Below are 20,020 nucleotides of genomic sequence, written 5' to 3' on the forward strand. Positions count from 1 at the left end.
GGAGGGCGGCACTTCATGCGGGCGACACGACCCGGCCATCGGCCGCCCCACGTTCCCCGCGCGCGGCGCGGGCTCTGCGCGGTGCTCGCGCTCGGCCTCGCCTGTGTTTTCACCTCCTCCGCCGTCCGGCCGCCGGAGGCGGCCGGCTACCAGGTGCCGTCGGCCCCTTTCACCCAAGGGGCCGGCGCGACGGCAACCATGCCGGGGTCTGGGCTCAAGGAGACGATCACCGTCAGCGGGCCGACGGAGTTGCTGGACGCAACGACCGCGGGGATCCGGGGGACCGGGCCGGCTACGTACCAGCCGGCGATCGCCAAGACCACGCCGGCGCAGGACCTGGTGGTCAACACCGGCACGTGCGCGTCCACCGGCAGTTGTGGTGACCGCGGCACGGTGACGATCACGTTCAGCCGGCCGGTGCGCAATCCGGTGCTCCATCTCGCAGGCCTCGGTGGCGCGGTCACCCAGACCGTGAGCGGCACGCCCACCGCCCAGTCCGAGCTGCACTCGGTCCTCAAGCTCACCACCGCCGGCCTCAGCCTCAGCAAGGTCGGCCAGGGCAACAACCTCGCCGTCACCAGCGACACGATCACCGCGGCCAACCACGACGCCGGCCCGAACTGCGTCAACGCGAAGACCGGCACCGGCCCGGACGCCTCCGCGAGTGCGGCCTGCGGTTCGGTCCGGGTGAACGGCGTCGCCACCGCGATCACCTTCGACGTCACCGCGTTCTTCACCAAGCACCCGAAGCTCCCCGCCTTCAACACCGAGTCCTCCGGCGACGCGTTCTCGATCCTCGCGTCCGTCGGCGAGGACTTCGGCGATGCCCCGGCGTCGTACGGCGCCGCCTGGTCCGTGCTCAGCGACGTACGACTCGGCAAAGACGCGACCGAGGACAACGCGAACGTCGCCAACGGCACCACGGGCCCGGCCGCACCCGACCAGGCCGACGACGGCGTCACCTTCGCGCCGCTGCGGACGACCGCGACCACCTACACCGCCGAGCTGAAACTCACCGGAGCCTCCGAGCCGGGCCGGGCCTGCGCCTGGATCGACCTCGACCGCGACGGCACCTTCGACCCGGCCGAACGATCCTGCGCCGCCTTCTCCGCCGGCCAAGGCGCCGTCACCCTCAACTGGTCGGAGCTGAGCCCGCGCGCGGGAGCGACGTACGCGCGGGTGCGGGTCGGCTACACCGACGGGCAGGTGGACAAGCCGACCGGTGCGGCCGACGCCGGCGAGGTCGAGGACTACCGGCTGGTGGTCACGCCGCCGCCACCGCCGATGCTGCTCGACGACACCGCGACGACCGCGTTCAGCACCGGCCTCACGGTCAACGTCCTCGGCAACGACAAGCCAGGCGATCCCGCGGCTCCGCTCAAACCCGGGACGCTGTGCCTGGTCGACGGTAAGAACTGTGTCGTGATGGTGAACGTCGTCGGCCAGGCCAAGTACGTCGCCCAGAACGGCACGATCCGCATCGAGCCGGTGCCGGGCTTCGTCGGCCGGGGCACGCCCGTCACGTACCGCGTTGCCGACAGCAACGGAACGACGGCGACCGCGAAGCTGACCCTGACCGTTGCGCTCCCGGCCCATCCGGTCGCCACTCCCGACCTGGCGACCACCCCGCAGAACGTCAGCCTCGCGCTGAAGCCGCTGACCAACGACGAAGCGGCGCCCGGCGTGACGCTCGTCCCCGCCTCGGTCGTGCTCCGTGACCCCGCCGACGCGACCTTCAAGAAGAAGGTGGTGATCGCCGGCGAAGGCGAGTACGCCGTCAAGCCGGACGGCGGCGTGGACTTCGTCCCGGCATCGCAGTTCACCGGAGTCGGGACGACGATCGGCTACCGAGTCACCGACAGCACCAAGCAGACCGCCGAGTCGACCCTCACCGTCACGGTCACACCGGTGAAGCCCGTCGCCAGCGGCGACTCGGTCTCGACCGCCTTCGACACCGACGCCGTCGTGCCCGTGCTGGACAACGACCTGCCCGGATCGCCGGATGCACCGCTCGATCCCGCCAGCCTCCGGCTCGTCGACCCCATCAGCCAGAAGCTCGTCGACCAGATCACCGTCGCGCGACAGGGGACGTACCTGGTTGTCGCCGGCAAGGTGACCTTCCGACCGGTCCACGGCTTCCAAGGTGTGGGTACGCCGCTGACCTACCAAGTGCTGGACAAGAACGGTACGTCGGCCCGCGCCGAGCTCACGGTCTCCGTCGACGCCCCCGGTCCGCCGGTCGCAAACCCGGACGCGATCACGACGCTGCAAGGCGGCTCGGTGATCGTCGACGTCCTCGAGAACGACAGGCCGGGCCCGACCGGCGCGGCGCTGAAGCCGGACACAGTCCAGCTGATCCCGCCAAGCCGGACCGCCGAGCCGGTGCCGACGCTGGTGGTGCCCGGCCAGGGCAAGTACACGGCCAAGCCCGACGGCAAGGTGCTGTTCGAGCCGCTCCCGACCTTCAGTGGTGCCGCGACCCCGGTCGGCTACCAGGTTGCTGACGGCAATGGTGCGATCGGGAAGTCGACACTGGCCGTGCAGGTGACCAAGGTCCAGCCGGACGCCTCGGACGACACCGCGAGTACGCCGTACGACACGACCGTGACCGTGGCGGTGCTGGCGAACGACGACGCCGGTGACCCGGCCGTGCCGCTGGTGCCGAGCAGTGTGCGGCTGCTCGATCCGAAGACGAAGCAGCCGAAGACCACGGTCGCCGTCGACGGCGAGGCGACGTACACGGTGACACCGGAGGGGAAGGTCGCGGTGGACCCGGTGCCGATGTTCACCGGTGTCGCGTCACCGATCGGCTATCGCGTCTCGGATGTGAACGGCACGCTCACCACCGCGACGCTGACGGTCACGATCGCGAAGCCGGTCTCACCGACCGCCGAGCCCGACACGGCCACCGGCAAACAGAACGTCCCCCTGAGGATCGCCCCGCTCGCGAACGACGTCGCAGGGCAGGGCACCGCCCTCGACCCGTTGAGCCTCGCGATCCTCGACCCGGTCGACGGCTCGCTGAAGAAGCTGGTGAAGATCCCCGGCCAGGGCAACTACCAGGTCAACCCGGACGGCACCGTCACCGTGGACCCGCTGCCCGGCTTCACGGGTACGGCGACCACGCTGACCTACCGGGTCGCGGACAGGTTCGACCAGGCCACGCGGTCGACGCTCACGGTCACGATCACGCCGGTCACGCCGGTGGCGGCCGACGACACCGCGACGACGCCGTACGACAAGACCGTCTCGGTCAAGGTGCTCGCGAACGACAAGCCGGGTGACGCGACCGCGCCGTTGGTGCCGGGCAGCCTGTTGCTCACCGACCCGGCCGACGGGCTGCTGAAGGCAACGGTCACGATCGCCAACGAGGGCGTCTACACGGCGGCCGGGGGAGTGGTCACGTTCGATCCGGGCCCGACGTTCCGCGGGCCGGGGACGCCGCTGACCTATCAGGTGGCCGACAGCAACGGAACGTTGACCACCGCGCAGCTCTCGATCACGGTCGGCCAACCGCCGGTCGCGGTCGCCGACACCGCGTCGACGCTGCAGGACGTCACCGTGACCGTGAACCTGTTGTCCAACGACAGCCCGGGCACCGACGCGCAGCTGGATCCCCGGTCGGTCGGTCTGCTCGATCCGGCGGCTCGGACCGCGGGTTACGTCAAGAAGGTGATCGTCGCACGGCAGGGCAGCTACACCGTCCAGCCGAGTGGAGCGGTCGTGTTCGACCCGCTGCCGGGCTTCCGTGGCAAAGCGCTCGCGATCAACTACCGGGTCGCCGACTCGGACGGCAACCACGCCGCCTCGACGCTGAGCCTGACCGTCACGCCGATCTGGCCGGCGACTGTGGACGATTCGGCGATCACGCCGTACGACCACCCGATCACGGTCGACGTGCTGGCCAACGACAAGCCCGGCGACCCGAGCGCCCCGCTGATCCGGTCGAGCCTCGTGCTCAAGGATCCGGCCGGTGGCTATCGGAACACGATCACGCACCAGGGCGAAGGCACGTACACCGCGGCCGACGACGGGACGATCGCGTTCACGCCGGTCAAGGGCTACCAGGGCGTGACGACACCGGCGACGTACCGGATCACCGACGACAGCGGCACCACCGCGGAAGGCCGCCTCTTCCTCACCGTCGGCAAGGGTCCGGAGGCGACGGCCGACGTCGCGACCACCAAGCAGAACGTCACCGTGACTGTGGACCCACTGATCAACGACGAGCCGGGGACGGGCGCCGCGCTCGAGAAGACCTCGGTCCAGGTGTACGGCGCTGCTGGTTGGGCCCGGGCAGCCACGATCCCCGGCCAGGGCGGGTTCGCGGTGAACGCGACGACCGGGAAGCTCACGTTCGACCCGGCGCCGGCGTTCAGCGGGGTCGTCTCGATCGCCTACCGCGTCACGGACACGAGCGGGAACACCGCGGCGTCGACCGTCGCGGTGACGATCACCCCGGTTACTCCGGCGGTCGCGGACGACACGGCGGCGACGCCGTTCGAGACCGCGGTGACGGTCGCCGTGCTGGCGAACGACAAGCCGGGTGACGCGACCGCGCCGCTCGTTCCCGGCGAGGTTCGGCTGATCGATCCGGCGACCGGGGATGCCGTCGCGGCGCTGGCTGTTCCCGGTGAGGGGACGTTCACGGTCCAGCCGTCCGGCGGCATCCGGTTCGTACCGCTGGACGGGTTCGCCGGTGTGGGGACTCCGGTCGGGTATCAGGTGGCCGACCGCAACGGGACGATCGGCTCGGCCACGCTGACGATCGCCGTGCAGGCTCGCCCGGTCGCGGGTCCGGACACCGCCCGTACGAAACAGCACCTGCCCGTGACGCTCGACCCGCTCGCCAACGACAAGCCCGGCCCGGGCGCGACACTCGACCCGGCCTCGCTGCTGCTCGTCGGCCCGGACGGCGCACTCGTCGACCAGGTCACGGTTGCCGGCCTGGGCGAGTACGTCGTTGCCAACGGCAAGGTGACGTTCACCCCGGTGGCCACCTTCACGGGCACCGCCCGACCGGCGGCGTACGAGGTGAAGGACAGCAACCGCAACTCGGCCCGCGCGACGATCACAGTGGCGGTGCTGCCCGTGCGTCCGGTCACCGTCGACGACAGCGCGAAGACGGCCTTCGGTACGGCGGTCGTCGTCAAGGTGCTGGGCAACGACGAGCCCGGCGACCCGTCCGCACCGCTCGTCCCGGACTCCGTCGTACTGCGCGATCCGGCGGACGGGACGGACAAGAAGGCGGTGACCGTGCCGGACGAGGGTGCGTTCACCGTCGGCACGGGTGGTGTCATCACCTTCACGCCGGCCAACGGCTTCATCGGTACGACGCGATCCGTCGCCTACCGGGTCACCGATGCCAACGGCACGTCCAACACGGCGCTCCTGGATGTGACCGTCGCCGGACCGTTGCTCGCCAAGGCGACGCCCGACACGGCGACCGGCACACCAGGCAATGCGGTCGCCGTGAACCCGCTGCTCAACGACAGCGGCGCGATCAACCCGGGCACCGTCTGTCTGCGCACCGGCCCGGCCACCTGCGCCAAGCAGGTCACCGATGCCTCCGGCCACTGGAGGGTTGCCCCCGACGGGACGATCAGCCTCACGCCGGCCGCCAACTTCGCCGGCACCGCGAAGCTCACCTACGAGCGGACCGGCACCGCTGGCGCGACCGTCGCCGCACCGGTCAGGTTCACGGTCGGCGCCGCGCCGGCCGAGGACCTCAGGTCGGTCAACCGCGCCGAGCTCCCACCGACCGGCGGCCCACCGGTCATCCTGCTGACCCTCGGCACACTCGTCACCGCCCTCGGCGCAGCCCTGGCCGCGATAGCCCGCACCCGCCGGTGACTACAGGTCCGTCACCAGCATGATCTCGTCGCGGTAGTCGTCGGGGGTGACGCGGACCGCACGGGGGTGCCGGCCGACGACCCGGTAGCCGAGGGGCTCGTAGAACTTCTCCAGGCCGAGGCCGTCGCGGATCGTGAGCTGGAGCTGCTCCAGACCGAGGTCGACGGCCGAACCGCGCAGACCCTCCATCAGCAGCCGGCCGGCGCCGCTGCCCTGGTGCTGCGGGTGGATCATCACCCGCAGCACCGTGCGCCAGTGCGCCTGCAGCGCGCTGCCGCGATCGATCAGCAGGCCCATCCCGGCGTACCGCTCGCCGGTGTGCAGCACGCCGAGCAGATCCACACCCGCGGTGACCCGGCCGAGTGCCTCGTCCAGCGTTTCGGCGACGCGCTCCACCGGGGCCGGTGCCGTGAACCCGACCGCGCCACCGGCGTCGGTGGCCGCGATCCAGGTGTCCAGCAGATCCGCCCGCAGGCCCGGATCCAGTGCCTCGTCGGCTTCCACCACCAGGTACTTCACGGCACCCCTCCATCTGCGACTGAGTTGCAGATAGTTTACGAGTCGCCGTCCAGCGCGTGCCGCGCCGGGACGGTGCCCAGCTTGTCCGGGTTGCGGATCAGGTAGAGCTCGGTGACGAGTCCGTCGCTGGTCTCCAGGAACGCGACCGTGTCCGGCTCGTCGTCGAAGTACGCGATGAACGCGGTGTCGCCGTTCAGGGTGGCCATCCGGATCTCGAAGTTCGGGTTCTCCGCGAGGACGCCGAACAGCCAGCGGGCGATCTTGTCCCCGCCGTGGATCGGCCGCAGGGCGGCCTTCTTCTTGCCGCCGCCGTCGCTGATCAGGACGGCGTCCGGCGCGAGCAGCGACACCACCTGGTCGAAGTCGCCGGATCCGGCCGCGGCCATGAAGCGCATGGTCAGCTCGTTGTGCCGGGCCTTGTCGACGTGGTGCCGCGGCTGCCGCGCGTGCACGTGCTCGCGGGCCCGGTGGGCGAGCTGCCGGACCGCGCTCTCGGACCGGCCGAGGGTGTCCGCGATCTCGTCGTACGGGAGATCGAAGACCTCGCGCAGGACGAACGTCGCGCGTTCGAGCGGCGAAAGGGTCTCGAGGACGACGAGCATCGCCATGCTCACCGAGTCCGCCAGCTCCACGGCCGCGGCCGGGTCGTCGTTCGACGCGAGGGCCGGGTTGATCGGCTCGGGCAGCCACGGACCGACGTACTGCTCCCGCCTCGCCTTCTGCTCGCGCAGCCGGTTGAGTGCCAGGCGCGTGGTGATGCGGATCAGGTACGCGCGGACGTCGCGGATCTCGTCGTGGTCGATCGCGGCCCACCGCAGCCAGGCCTCCTGGACCACGTCCTCCGCGTCGCTGACGCTGCCCACCACCCGGTACGCCGCTCCGACCAGGACGGACCGGTGTTCGTCGAACTCGCGAGCCAGTCGCTCGTCGTTCATTTCACCGGCCTCAGTTCGCAGTACTCCTTGAAGCCCTGGCTGGTCAGGCCGAGGGCGGCGTTCACCCGGGAGCGGTAGTTCTCCAGCGAGACCATCGCCGTGAGCTCGACCAGCTGCTCGTCCGTCAGGTCCTCGCGCAGTCGTTCGACCTGCTCGTCCGTGACCTCCGGTGGGGTCGCCGTCATGGCCTCGGCGTAGTCCATCACCGCGCGCTCCAGATCCGTGTAGACATCGCTGTCACGCCACCCTGGCACATCGCGCAGCTTCACCGGGTCGACACCCTGGTGGTGGAACTCCCAGTACCCGAAGTCCATGCACCAGCTGCACCCGATCCGCGCCGACGTCACCATCACCGCGAGCGCCTTCAGCCCCGGATCCAGCGCCTTCCACCGGGCCGCCGACCCCTCCAGCAGCAACGTCGACACCAGCACCCTGCGGTTGTGCAGCGCGACCTTCCCGGGATCCGGCACCTTGCCGTACTTCCGCCGGCTGCCCCACTCCGCCAACCGCACGAACCACGTCCGCTCATGCTCCAAACCGATCCGAGCCACCACACACCTCCAGGTCGTCGTCTCCCTCCGGACACGCACCACCACCCGGCCTGTGACATGACCTGCCTCACATCACTGGAACAGGATGTCGAGGAGGACGGCGGCTGGGACGGGTGCGGTGCTGGAGAAGGCGGCCGTACCCGTCCAGAACGAGCTCCACCCCCGCCGGTTGAAGGCCGCGCTCCGGCGACTCCGTAGAGCCCGATCGCGACGACCAGCCATCCGGAGAACACGAGATAACTGTTCGACTGCCGCCAGTCCTCGCGGGCACCGGGGAGAGGTGGGTTCATGTCGCCCAAGCCTGGTGCCCGGCGTGGGCTCGGTGCTTGAGTGGTTCTACCCGGCTTCAGTGGGTAGTTGATCCAGCGGTGTGGCGACACCCCCGCGATTGGATATTCATCCGGTTCGTGGCATACTCATTCACATGAGCGTGAAGGTGGCGGTGGCCGGTGCCAGCGGATATGCGGGCGGTGAGCTGCTCCGGTTGCTGAGTGGCCACCCGCAGGTCGAGATCGGCGCCCTGACCGCCGGCGGGAACGCCGGTACGGCGCTCGGCGCGCACCACCCACACCTCGTGCCGCTGGCCGGGCGCATCCTGGTCGAGACCACGGCGGAGCAACTCGCCGGTCACGACGTGGTGTTCCTGGCCCTGCCGCACGGACAGTCCGCCGGAATCGCCGAGCAGCTCGGCGAGGACGTCACCGTGATCGACTGCGGCGCGGACTTCCGGCTGACCGAGGCCGAGGTGTGGACCGAGTTCTACGGCGGAGCGCATGCCGGCTCCTGGCCGTACGGGCTTCCGGAGCTCCCGGGGCAGCGGGACAAGCTCCGCGGGTCGCACCGGGTCGCCGTGCCGGGGTGTTACCCCACCGTCTCCACGCTCGCCCTGCTCCCCGCCGTACAGAACGGACTCGTCGACCCCGGCCAGCTGGTGGTGGTCGCGGTGAGCGGGACCTCCGGCGCGGGCAGGGCGCCGAAGCCGCACCTGCTCGGCGCCGAGGTGATGGGCTCCGCGTCCGCGTACGGCGTCGGCGGCGTCCACCGGCACACCCCGGAGATCGAGCAGAACCTCACGCCGTACGCCGAGCAGCCGGTGAGCGTCTCCTTCACCCCGGTGCTCGTGCCGATGTCCCGCGGCATCCTCGCGACCTGCAGCGCACCGATCACCGAGGGCACCGACCTGGCCGGGCTCCGGCAGGCCTATGAAGATGCCTACCGCAACGAGCCGTTCGTGCACGTGCTGCCCGAGGGGCAGTGGCCGCAGACGCAGGCCACCCTCGGCGCGAACACCGTGCAGCTGCAGCTCGCCCTCGACCAGCGCACCGGCCGCGCCGTCGTCGTGGCCGCGATGGACAACCTCACCAAGGGCACCGCCGGCGGAGCCGTGCAGTGCATGAACCTGGCCGTCGGTCTCGACGAGACCCTGGCCCTTCCCCTCGTAGGAGTAGCCCCGTGACCCTCGCAGTCACCCCGAGCACCCAAGTCGATCGGAGCGCCGGGGTCACCGCGCCGGCCGGCTTCCGCGCGGCCGGGGTGATCGCCGGGATCAAACCGGCCGGCACGCCGGACCTCACCGTCGTGGTCAACGACGGCCCGCACGACGTCGCCGCCGGTGTCTTCACCACCAACAAGGTGAAGGCGGCGCCCGTGCTCTGGTCGCAGCAGGTCCTCACCGCCGGCAAGCTGAAGGCCGTCGTCCTGAACTCCGGCGGCGCGAACGCCTGCACCGGTCCGGAGGGATTCCAGGACACCCACAAGACCGCCGAGAAGCTGGCCGAGGTGCTCGGCGTCGGCGCCGCGGAGGTCGGGGTCTGCTCGACCGGCCTGATCGGTGAGCGGCTCCCGATGGACAAGCTCCTTCCCGGCATCTCCTCGGCGGTGGATGCTCTCGGCAACGGCCCCGAGCACGGCCTGGCCGCGGCCACCGCGGTGATGACGACCGACAACGTGCCGAAGCAGGCGGTGCTGAAGCATCCGGACGGCTGGAGCGTCGGCGGATTCGCCAAGGGCGCGGGCATGTGCGCGCCGAACATGGCGACCATGCTCAGCGTCATCACGACCGACGCCGTGCTCGACCAGCCGCACCTCGACCACGCCCTGCGGAACGCGGTCGGCAAGACGTTCAACCGGCTCGACGTCGACGGCGGAACGTCGACCAACGACACCGTGCTGCTGCTGAGCTCGGGCGCATCCGGTGTCACGGTCACGCCCGAGGCTTTCGAGGCCGCATTGACCGTCCTGGCTGCTGACCTGGTGAAGCAGTTGCAGGCGGACGCCGAGGGCGTCACCAAGCACGTCAGCATCACCGTGCAAGGCGCGGCCACCGAGGCCGAGGCGCTGGCGGCCGCGAAGATCGTCGCCGAGGACAACCTCTGCAAGACCGCGTTCTTCGCCTCCGATCCGAACTGGGGACGGATCGCGATGGCCGTCGGCAACGCCCCGACCGCGTTCGACCCGTCGCTGCTCGACATCACGCTGAACGGCGCGCCGATCTGCGTTGCCGGCGGCAAGGGCGTCGACCGCTCCGAGGCGGACCTGAGCGGCCTCGAGATCGACGTACTGATCGACCTGCACGCCGGCCCGGCCTCGGCCACGGTCCTCACCACCGACCTGTCCCACGCGTACGTCGAAGAGAACTCGGCGTACTCCTCATGAACAGTCACGCCGACGCGGTCGAGAAGGCCGCGGTCCTGACCGAGGCGCTGCCCTGGCTGAAGGAGTTCCACGGCAAGACGATCGTCGTGAAGTACGGCGGGAACGCCATGGTCGACGACAAGCTCAAGCAAGCCTTCGCCGAGGACATCGTCTTTCTCCGGTACTCCGGGGTCCGGGTCGTCGTCGTCCACGGAGGCGGGCCGCAGATCAGCGACATGCTCCACCGGCTCGGCATCGACAGCGAGTTCCGCGGTGGTCTGCGCGTCACCACGCCGGAGGCGATGGATGTCGTCGGCATGGTCCTGGTCGGCAAGGTCGGCCGCGAACTGGTCGGCCTGCTCAACGCGCACGGTCCGTTCGCAGTCGGCATGTCCGGTGAGGACGCCGGTCTGTTCACCGCGGAGCGTCGTACGGCGATCGTCGATGGTGAGTCGGTCGACATCGGACTGGTCGGTGACGTGGTCGACGTCCGTCCGGAGGCGGTGATCGACCTGATCGACGCCGGCCGGATCCCGGTGGTGTCGACGATCGCGCCGGACGAGGACGGCCAGGCGCACAACGTCAACGCGGACACCGCGGCCGCCGCGCTGGCGGTCGCGCTCGGTGCCGAGAAGCTCGTCGTGCTGACCGACGTGGCCGGCTTGTACCGGAACTGGCCGGACAGCGACGAGATCATCACCCAGATCGACGCGGCCGAGCTGTCCGAGCTGCTGCCGTCGCTCGCGTCCGGCATGGTTCCGAAGATGGAAGCCTGCCTGCGCGCGGTCGAGTCCGGCGTCTCCCGGGCCACCGTGATCGACGGCCGCGTGCCCCACTCACTACTGCTCGAGATCTTCACCGACGCCGGAAGCGGAACCCAGGTGATTCCCTCATGACCGAACTGCTGACCGTCGACGGCACGCAGGCTGCGCTGACCGAGCGCTACAGCGGCGCGCTGATGAACACCTTCGGGCCGCCGAAGCGCGTGCTGATCCGCGGCGAGGGTGCCAACCTGTGGGATGCCGACGGCAACAAGTACCTCGATCTGCTCGGCGGACTCGCGGTGAACTGCCTCGGCCACGCGCACCCGTTCGTGGTCTCCGCGGTGACCTCGCAGCTCGCCACCCTCGGGCACGTGTCCAACTTCTTCGCCTCGGCCCCGCAGATCGCCCTGGCGGAGAAGCTCCTCGGCCTGTTCGATGCGCCCGGCAAGGTGTTCTTCACGAACTCCGGCACCGAGGCGAACGAGGCCGCGTTCAAGATCACCCGGCGGACCGGCCGGACCAAGATCGTCTCCACCGTCGGTGCCTTCCACGGGCGGTCGATGGGCGCGCTCGCGGTGACCTGGAAGCCGGCGTACCGGGAGGCGTTCGCGCCGCTGCCGGGTGACGTCACCTTCGTCCCGTACGGCGACGCCGACGCGCTGGCCGCGGCCGTCGACGACGAGACGGCGGCCGTCGTCCTCGAGCCGATCCAGGGGGAGAACGGCGTCGTCGTACCGCCGGCCGGGTACCTGCAGGCGGCGCGGCGGATCACCTCGGAGCATGGCGCGTTGCTGTGGCTCGACGAGATCCAGACCGGGATCGGGCGGACCGGGACCTGGTTCGCGTTCGAGCCCGAGGGCATCACGCCGGACCTGGTGACCGTGGCCAAGGGCCTCGGCGCGGGGATCCCGATCGGTGCGTGCATCGGGCTGGGCGCGGCCGCGGAGCTCTTGCAGCCGGGGAACCACGGGACGACGTTCGGCGGCAACCCGGTCGCGGCGATCGCCGGACTGGCGGTGCTGACCGTGATCGAGCGGGACGGGCTGCTCGCCCAGGTGAATGCCGTCGGCAACCACCTCGCGTCGTCGATCATCGCGCTCGACCACCCGCTGATCGCCGGGGTACGCGGCCGCGGGCTGCTGCTCGCGATCGAGCTGACCCAGCCGGTGTCGGACCAGGTGACGGCGCACGCGCTCGAGGCCGGCTTCGTGATCAACAATCCGATTCCGGACGCGTTGCGGCTGGCGCCGCCGTACATCCTGAGCAAGGCTGATGCCGACAGCTTCGTCGCGGCCCTCCCGGGCCTGCTGGACCAGGTGGAGGGGACATGACCAGGCATTTCCTGCGCGATGACGACCTGAGCCCGGTCGAGCAGGACGAAGTACTGACGCTCGCGCAGCAGCTGACCACGGACCGGCACGGGCACCAGCCGCTGGCCGGGCCGAAGACGGTCGCGGTGATCTTCGACAAGACCTCGACCCGGACCCGGATCTCGTTCGCGGTCGGGATCGCCGAGCTCGGCGGCGCGCCGCTGATCATCGACGCGCAGACCTCGCAGATGGGCCGCGGTGAGCCGATCGCCGACACCGCGCGGGTGCTCGACCGGCAGGTTGCCGCGATCGTCTGGCGGACGTCCGGGCAGACCCGGATCGAGGAGATGGCGGCGGCGTCCAAGGTGCCGGTCGTCAACGCGCTGACGGACGAGTTCCACCCGTGCCAGATCCTGGCCGACCTGCTCACGGTCCGGCAGCACAAGGGGGCGACCGCCGGGCTGAAGCTGGTCTATCTGGGCGACGGCGCCAACAACATGGCGCACTCCTACCTGCTCGGCGGGGCGACGGCCGGGATGCAGGTGGTGGTCGGTTCGCCGGCCACGTACCAGCCGGATCCCGCCATCCTCGCCCGGGCGGCGGAGGTCGCCGCGTCGACCGGTGGATCCGTCGCGTGGACCGATGACGCACTGGAGGCCGTCGACGGCGCCGATGTCGTTGCCACCGACACCTGGGTGTCGATGGGGCAGGAGGCCGAGGCCGCCGATCGCGAGGCGCCGTTCGTGCCGTATGCGGTGACCGAGCAACTGATGTCGAAGGCGAACACCGACGCGATCGTGCTGCACTGTCTGCCTGCATACCGCGGCAAAGAGATCGAGGCTGCCGTGATAGACGGCCCGCAGTCGGCCGTCTGGGACGAGGCGGAGAACCGGCTGCACGCCCAGAAGGCGCTGCTGTCCTGGCTGCTGGCAAGGAGCTTCGAGGCATGAGCACCGCCGTGCCGACCACCAAGACCGCGCGGCAGCAGCGGATCGTCGACCTGCTCGGCCGGCAGCCGGTGCGGTCGCAGACCGAGCTGGCCGACCTGCTCGCGGCCTCCGGCCTCGTGGTCGGGCAGGCCACGCTGTCACGCGACCTGGTGGAGATCGGTGCGGTGAAGGTGCGGGACTCGAGCGGCCAGCTCGTGTACGCCGTACCCGGCGAAGGCGGCGACCGTACGCCGCGCGCCGGTGAGGCAGCCGCCTTCGAGGCCCGCCTGGCCCGCGTCGCGTCGGAGCTCCTGGTCAGCGCCGAGGGCAGCGCGAACCTGGTCATCCTGCGAACCCCGCCGGGGGCCGCCCAGTACTTCGCGTCGGCGATCGACCACGTGGGGCTGGACGACGTCCTCGGCACCATCGCCGGCGACGACACCGTCATGGTCGTCTCCCGGAACCCCACCGGCGGCCAGGCCCTGGCCACCCGCTTCCTGTCCCTGGCCGCCCGCTCCGAGCACAAGTAAGGAACTGTTGACGTATGAGTACGGGAGAAAGTGCTGCCCTGTGGGGTGGGCGGTTCGCGGGTGGGCCGGCGGATGCGTTGGCGGCGTTGAGCAAGTCGACGCAGTTCGACTGGCGGCTGGCGCCGTACGACATCGCCGGGTCGAAGGCGCATGCCAAGGTGCTGCACCGCGCGGGGCTGCTGACGGACGAGGATCTGGCCAAGATGCTCGCCGGGCTCGATCAGCTGCTGGCCGACGTACTCGCGGGACGGTTCGTGCCGGCTCTCGAGGACGAGGACGTGCACACGGCGCTGGAGCGCGGGCTGCTCGAGCTGCTGGGCGCTGAGCTGGGTGGACGGCTGCGGGCCGGGAGATCCCGCAACGACCAGGTCGCGACGCTGTTCAAGGGCTACCTGCGGGAGCAGGGCCGGATCATCGGCCGGCTGCTGCTGGCGCAGGTGACCGCGCTCGCCGAGCAGGCCGAGAAGCACCTTGGCGTCGCGATGCCCGGGCGGACCCACCTGCAGCACGCGCAGCCGGTCCTGCTGTCCCACCATCTGCTCGCGCACGCCTGGCCGCTCATCCGCGACCTCGACCGCCTGGCCGACTGGGACGCCCGCGTCGCCGCGGACTCGCCGTACGGATCAGGGGCGCTGGCGGGCAGCTCGCTCGGGCTGGACCCGCAGTTCGTCGCGACCGAGCTCGGCTTCACGAACTCGTCGGCGAACTCGATCGACGGGACCGCTTCGCGGGACTTCGTCGCCGAGTTCGCCTTCGTCACCGCGCAGATCGGCGTCGACCTGTCCCGGCAGGCCGAGGAGGTGATCATCTGGGCGACCAAGGAGTTCGGCTTCGTCGAGCTGGACGACGCGTTCTCGACCGGGTCGAGCATCATGCCGCAGAAGAAGAACCCGGACATCGCCGAGCTCGCCCGCGGCAAGGCCGGCCGGCTGATCGGCAACCTGAGCGGCCTGCTCGCGACGCTGAAGGCGCAGCCGCTGGCGTACAACCGGGACCTGCAGGAGGACAAGGAGCCGGTCTTCGACTCGATCGACACGCTCGAGGTGCTGCTGCCCGCGTTCACCGGGATGATCCGGACGCTGCGTTTCAACACCGCGCGGCTCGAGGAGCTGGCGCCGCAGGGCTTCTCGCTCGCGACGGACATCGCCGAGTGGCTGGTCCGGCAGAAGGTCCCGTTCCGCGTGGCCCACGAGCTGGCGGGTGCCTGTGTCCGGGCCTGCGAGAAGCGCGGCATCGAGCTCTGGGACCTCACGGACGACGATCTCGCCGCGATCTCGCCGTACCTGACGCCGGAGGTCCGCTCGGTCCTGACCGTCGAAGGCTCGCTCGCCTCGCGGAACACCCGCGGCGGCACCGCGCAGGACCGCGTCGCCGAGCAACTGGCCGAGCTCCGGGACCGGGCAGCGGACCACAGCGGCCGCCTCGCCTGATGCGCCGCTCGCTGCTCGCGGGGCCCGTCCTCGACGTGGCCCCGAAGCTCCTCGGCATGGTCGTGCGCAGCACTACGCAGGAGGGAACGGTCGCCGTCCGCCTCACCGAAGTCGAGGCGTACGACGGCCCGAACGATCCCGGCTCGCACGCCTACCGGGGCGAGACACCGCGCAACGCGATCATGTTCGGCCCGGCCGGCTTCCTGTACGTCTACTTCACCTACGGCATGCACTACTGCATGAACGTGGTGGTCGGGCAGGCGGGCACGCCGTCAGCCGTGCTGCTCCGCGCCGGCGAGATCATCGAGGGCGTCGAGTTGGCCCGCGTTCGCCGCGGCCAGCCGGACACTGCGAAGGTCGCCTTCAACCAGGCGACCGCCGGTGTCCGGAAGGGACCTGTCGTCAAGCGGCCGAACGGCAACCCGGACCGCGACCTGGCACGCGGTCCGGCCCGGCTGTGTGTTGCCCTCGGCATCGGACGGGACGGCAACGGCGCCGACCTGTTCGCCAAGGACTCGCCGATCCAGCTCCTCCCGGGTCCCGGCTTCGACGGCGAGCCGTCCACCGGTCCCCGGGTCGGTCTGCGTGAGGCGGCCGACCGTGCATGGCGCTTCTGGATCCCCGATGACCCGACGGTCTCGCCGTACCGCCCACACGTCCCGAAGCGCCGCGCCTAACGGTTGGCCAGCTCCAGCACGTGGTCGAGCTGCGGGAGCCCGTGCTCTACCTCCGGGTCCGGGAACAGCCCGATGTGATGCACGCCGGCGGCCTCCAGCGCCTCGACGTGCGCGGCCGCGTCGTCGAGCGTGCCGATCGCACCGATCTGCGTCCACCAGTCGACCGGCATCCCCACGAGCCCCTCGGCGCCGGACTCGTCGTACAGCTTCTTCATCTCGTCGAAGAACGGCAGCGCGGTGACACCCGGATGCTTGTCCCCGATCCGCCACCCCAGCCACGGCGCGGTCCACTCGTACGCCGTCTTGCGGTCGCCGCGCACACACATCGCGCTGAACACCGCGACCACGAACCCTTCGGGAGATCCGGCGTACTCGACCGACTGACGCACGTACGCCGGCGTCGCGGGCTCCGCGAGTACGACGCCACCCGCGACCCGGCCGGCCAGCGCCATCGACTTCGGACCCATCACACCGAGCAGGATCGGCGGCGGCTCGACCGGTGGCGCGTCGAGCTTCACGTCCTTCAGGTAGACGGCCTTGCCCTCGAAGCTCACGTTCTCCCCGGCGAGCAGCCGGGTGACGGTGGTGGTGACCTCTTCGAGCGTGGTGAGCGGCGACTTCGGCCGGACGCCCATCTGGCCCATCCACTCCTGCACTCCGTGGCCGATGCCCGGCAGGAACCGCCCCGGCCCGAGCGCCTCCAGGGTGGCGAACTCCATCGCGGTCACCGCCGCCGTGCGGGCCACCGCCGGCGCGATGCCGAGGCCGACCTTCAGGCGCTCGGTCGACGTCAGAGCGGCGGACACCAGCGACGGGCCGGCGGTGTAGAAGCAGTCCTCGATGATCCACAGTTCGTCGGCGCCACCCTGGTCCAGGCGGCGGGCCACGTCGGTGACCAGGGCGGCGGGGTAGGTGCGCGGGAAGCACATTCCGAGAGCGGTCATGCGAAGACCGTACGGGGTGGCGTGGACAGTTCCCGGAAGAGTCGGTAAAGGTCTTCCCCGGGGCCGCGGGGGAGCAGGCGTGGGGGCCCTCGCTCCGGGTAGGTTTCCGGTATGGCCCGTCCGCACTACTCGTCCCGTCTCGAGGACTGGTTCAACCTGGGGGTGCAGGCGATCCTGCGGCGCCGTGGGTGGCAGGAGCGGATCATCCCGCAGGTCGGTTACGGCACCACGGAGTTCGTCCGGGTGCTGGCGCGCGTCGTCCTCGGCCGAGACCCTCGCAACCAGCCGCGGTACGAGGAGGACCAGGTCGCGCGGGGCTGGCGGGTCTTCGTCACCGCGCCGGCGACCAAGGTCCCGGTGACCGTCACGGTGAACGGTCGGACGTTCGAGGCGATCACCGACCGGGGCGGGTTCGTCGACCTCACCGTTCCGGTGGTGCTGCCGCCGGGGCGGCACGAGATCGACCTGGGCGTGCGGGGTGACCGGCAGGCCAGGGCGCCGATCTTCGTCCCCGACCCGGACACCACCTTCGGACTGGTCAGCGACATCGACGACACGGTCATCCTGACGATGCTCCCGCGTCCACTGATCGCCGCGTGGAACACGTTCGTCCGCGACGAGCAGGCCCGTCGAGTCGTACCGGGGATGGCCGAGCTGTACGACGAGCTCCTGGCGGACCACCCGGGTTCGCCGATCTTCTACTTGTCCACGGGGGCCTGGAACACCGCTCCCACGCTGACCCGCTTCCTCGCCCGGCACGGGTATCCGGCCGGCCCACTGCTGATGACGGACTGGGGACCGACCAACACCGGGTGGTTCCGCAGTGGCCAGGAGCACAAGCGGACCGCACTGCGCCGGCTGGCGAAGGAGTTCCCCAACGTCCGCTGGGTCCTGATCGGCGACGACGGCCAGCACGACCCGCAGCTGTACGGCGATTTCGCGCAGACCCACCCGGATCACGTCCGGGCCATCGGGATCCGTCAGCTCACCCCGGCCGAGCAGGTGCTGTCGCACGGTCTGCCCGTCCCCAACCCGGACCCGGGTGCTCACGACCCACAGCGGCCGACGGCTGCCACGGTCCAGGGGCCTGACGGTCATGCACTGCGTCCTCAGCTCCGTGCGGTACTGACCCGTCCTGAGCCCACCTGAGTCGTGTCGGCGCGAATACAGGACACTTGTAGCTGACCGACGTACTCGAGGAGAGACAAGTGACCGACAGCGGGACCGCACGCCGCACCCAGGTGCTCGACGACCTGGAGAGCCGTGGCCTGATCGCCCACTCCACCGATCCGGAAGCCCTGCGGGCCTCCATGGCGGACGGACCGATCACCTCCTATGTCGGCTTCGACCCCACCGCACCCAGCCTGCATATGGGCAACCTGCTGCAGCTGCTGACGCTTCGGCGGCTCCAGCTGGCCGGCCACAACCCCATCGGGCTCGTCGGGGGCGCCACCGGCCTGATCGGCGATCCCAAGGAGAGCTCCGAGCGGGTGCTGAACCCGAAGGACGTCGTACACCAGTGGGTCGAGAAGGTCCGCGGGCAGGTGGAGAAGTTCGTCGACTTCGACCAGTCGCTGCCGAACCCGGCCCGGATCGTCAACAACTACGACTGGACCAAGGACCTCAACACGCTCGACTTCCTGCGGGACATCGGCAAGCACTTCCCGGTGAACCGGATGCTCGGGCGGGAGGTGGTCAAGGCCCGGTTGGAGCAGGGGATCAGCTACACCGAGTTCAGCTACGTGCTGCTGCAGTCGCTGGACTACCTGGAGCTGTACCGGCGGCACAACTGCACGCTGCAGACAGGTGGCAGTGACCAGTGGGGCAACCTGACGGCCGGCGTCGAGCTCATCCGTCGCACCGAGTCCGGCAAGGCACACGCACTGGCGACACCACTGGTGACCAAGGCCGACGGGACGAAGTTCGGGAAGACGGAGTCCGGCAGTGTGTGGCTGGACCGGGAGCTGACATCGCCGTACGCGTTCTACCAGTTCTGGTTCAACAGCGACGACCGTGACGTGATGCAGCTGGTGCGGTTCTACACCTTCCGTACGGCGGAGGAGATCGCCGCACTGGAGCAGGCGACCGCGGAGCGTCCACAGGCACGTGAGGCACAGCGTGTACTCGCGGAGGACGTCACAACGCTCGTCCATGGTGCTGAGGAGACTCGTCGGGTCCAGGAGGCGTCGAAGGCGCTCTTCGGCCAGGGGGAGCTGGCGTCCCTCGATGGCTCGACTCTGGTCGCCGCACTGCGCGAAGCACCCCATGTCGAACTGGCCGCCGGCGAACCGATGCCGACGTACGGCGATCTGCTCGTGAAGTCGGGGTTGGTCGCCAGCAAGTCGGCTGCTCGGCGCACGGTGGCCGAGGGCGGTGGGTACCTCAACAACGAGAAGGTGAAGGACGCCGAGTACGTGCCCGGCACGGACGACCTGCTGCCCGGGGGAGTGCTCGTCCTGCGGCGCGGAAAGCGTTCATTTGCAGGGGTTCTGGCGTCTCCGGCGCAGGGCTGACAGGTAGGTCGGGGGAGTCGGCTCTCGGGCCGGCTCCACTCCCATACTTGGCTTGCCGAGGGCAAATTACAGCCGTGTGATTCAGCCCACCGGGAACCGATTTGACCGGCTACCTGCGAGCCACGTAATGTTCTTCTTGTTGGAGCGAGGCGCGGGACGCGAAAGCGGCCGGTCGCTCCGAACCCCCAAGGCTAGCTCAGCCGAAACGTGTCTCCGGACTCGGGTCGGCAGCTCAGACGCGACGGGGTGAGCCGGAAAAATCGAGTCTTGACTCGGTGGATCCGCTCCGGTAGAGTAACGCAGGTTGCCCCGGAGTCCTCGGCCGAAAGGTCAGGACGCGGTGTGCGTCCGATTCTTGAGAACTCAACAGCGTGCCGAAAGTCAATGCCGAAATTGCATTAACCCCGTACATAGGCATTGGGCGATCTTTT

Annotated in this window: 15 protein-coding genes; 11 read left to right on the plus strand and 4 right to left on the minus strand. The window is 70.1% G+C overall.

Annotation, left to right across the window (positions count from 1 at the left end):
• The first annotated feature begins 15 nt into the window (after positions 1-15).
• Positions 16-5,853: an Ig-like domain-containing protein gene (locus tag ACZ6O0_RS26455; RefSeq protein WP_465767666.1), complete on the plus strand. Its 5,838-nt coding sequence runs from the start codon at positions 16-18 to the stop codon at positions 5,851-5,853.
• Here ACZ6O0_RS26455 and ACZ6O0_RS26460 read toward each other — a convergent pair whose 3' ends face one another.
• From ACZ6O0_RS26460 to ACZ6O0_RS26470, 3 genes are read right to left on the minus strand one after another with little or no spacing between them, the layout of a single operon-like run.
• On the minus strand, positions 5,854-6,372 hold the full coding sequence (locus tag ACZ6O0_RS26460) for a GNAT family N-acetyltransferase (RefSeq protein ID WP_465767667.1): 519 nt from the start codon (positions 6,370-6,372) through the stop codon (positions 5,854-5,856).
• A gap of 35 nt (positions 6,373-6,407) precedes the next feature.
• A complete protein-coding gene (locus ACZ6O0_RS26465) occupies positions 6,408-7,307 on the minus strand; it encodes an RNA polymerase sigma-70 factor (protein ID WP_465767668.1) in 900 nt (299 codons plus the stop codon).
• Positions 7,304-7,858 carry a carboxymuconolactone decarboxylase family protein gene (locus ACZ6O0_RS26470; RefSeq protein WP_465767669.1) on the minus strand — a complete coding sequence of 185 codons (555 nt, stop codon included), beginning with the start codon at positions 7,856-7,858 and terminating at the stop codon, positions 7,304-7,306. The genes ACZ6O0_RS26465 and ACZ6O0_RS26470 overlap by 4 nt, the downstream gene beginning before the upstream one ends.
• Positions 7,859-8,282: 424 nt before the next feature.
• Here ACZ6O0_RS26470 and argC point away from each other — a divergent pair, with 424 nt between their 5' ends.
• The 8 genes from argC to ACZ6O0_RS26510 are packed head-to-tail and all read left to right on the plus strand — an operon-like array spanning position 8,283 to position 16,132.
• Positions 8,283-9,314 carry an N-acetyl-gamma-glutamyl-phosphate reductase gene (argC, locus tag ACZ6O0_RS26475; protein WP_465767670.1) on the plus strand — a complete coding sequence of 344 codons (1,032 nt, stop codon included), beginning with the start codon at positions 8,283-8,285 and terminating at the stop codon, positions 9,312-9,314.
• Positions 9,311-10,513 carry a bifunctional glutamate N-acetyltransferase/amino-acid acetyltransferase ArgJ gene (argJ, locus tag ACZ6O0_RS26480; RefSeq protein ID WP_465767671.1) on the plus strand — a complete coding sequence of 401 codons (1,203 nt, stop codon included), beginning with the start codon at positions 9,311-9,313 and terminating at the stop codon, positions 10,511-10,513. Before argC ends, argJ begins: the two co-directional genes overlap by 4 nt.
• Entirely contained in the window at positions 10,510-11,388 is an 879-nt protein-coding gene (argB, locus tag ACZ6O0_RS26485; protein ID WP_465767672.1) for an acetylglutamate kinase, read from the plus strand. The genes argJ and argB overlap by 4 nt, the downstream gene beginning before the upstream one ends.
• On the plus strand, positions 11,385-12,587 hold the full coding sequence (locus ACZ6O0_RS26490) for an acetylornithine transaminase (RefSeq protein ID WP_465767673.1): 1,203 nt from the start codon (positions 11,385-11,387) through the stop codon (positions 12,585-12,587). Before argB ends, ACZ6O0_RS26490 begins: the two co-directional genes overlap by 4 nt.
• A complete protein-coding gene (gene argF, locus ACZ6O0_RS26495; protein ID WP_465767674.1) occupies positions 12,584-13,516 on the plus strand; it encodes an ornithine carbamoyltransferase in 933 nt (310 codons plus the stop codon). Before ACZ6O0_RS26490 ends, argF begins: the two co-directional genes overlap by 4 nt.
• Entirely contained in the window at positions 13,513-14,025 is a 513-nt protein-coding gene (locus ACZ6O0_RS26500; protein WP_465767675.1) for an arginine repressor, read from the plus strand. The genes argF and ACZ6O0_RS26500 overlap by 4 nt, the downstream gene beginning before the upstream one ends.
• A 14-nt stretch (positions 14,026-14,039) precedes the next feature.
• The gene (gene argH / locus ACZ6O0_RS26505) at positions 14,040-15,455 is read left to right on the plus strand and encodes an argininosuccinate lyase (RefSeq protein ID WP_465767676.1); all 1,416 of its coding nucleotides are present in this window, start codon (positions 14,040-14,042) and stop codon (positions 15,453-15,455) included.
• Positions 15,455-16,132 carry a DNA-3-methyladenine glycosylase gene (locus ACZ6O0_RS26510; RefSeq protein ID WP_465767677.1) on the plus strand — a complete coding sequence of 226 codons (678 nt, stop codon included), beginning with the start codon at positions 15,455-15,457 and terminating at the stop codon, positions 16,130-16,132. The genes argH and ACZ6O0_RS26510 overlap by 1 nt, the downstream gene beginning before the upstream one ends.
• Here the strand turns inward: ACZ6O0_RS26510 and ACZ6O0_RS26515 are convergent.
• A complete protein-coding gene (locus ACZ6O0_RS26515; protein WP_465767678.1) occupies positions 16,129-17,076 on the minus strand; it encodes an LLM class flavin-dependent oxidoreductase in 948 nt (315 codons plus the stop codon). The two genes, ACZ6O0_RS26510 and ACZ6O0_RS26515, sit on opposite strands and share 4 nt — an antisense overlap.
• Before the next feature lie 111 nt (positions 17,077-17,187).
• Here ACZ6O0_RS26515 and ACZ6O0_RS26520 point away from each other — a divergent pair, with 111 nt between their 5' ends.
• Together ACZ6O0_RS26520 and tyrS are read left to right on the plus strand one after the other, a co-directional pair.
• Positions 17,188-18,225 (plus strand): App1 family protein, encoded by a 1,038-nt coding sequence (locus ACZ6O0_RS26520; RefSeq protein WP_465767679.1) that lies wholly within the window; start codon positions 17,188-17,190, stop codon positions 18,223-18,225.
• Between the two features lie 59 nt (positions 18,226-18,284).
• On the plus strand, positions 18,285-19,589 hold the full coding sequence (tyrS, locus tag ACZ6O0_RS26525; protein ID WP_465767680.1) for a tyrosine--tRNA ligase: 1,305 nt from the start codon (positions 18,285-18,287) through the stop codon (positions 19,587-19,589).
• The last annotated feature ends 431 nt before the right edge of the window (positions 19,590-20,020 follow it).

Source organism: Kribbella sp. NPDC048837 (assembly GCF_055586945.1).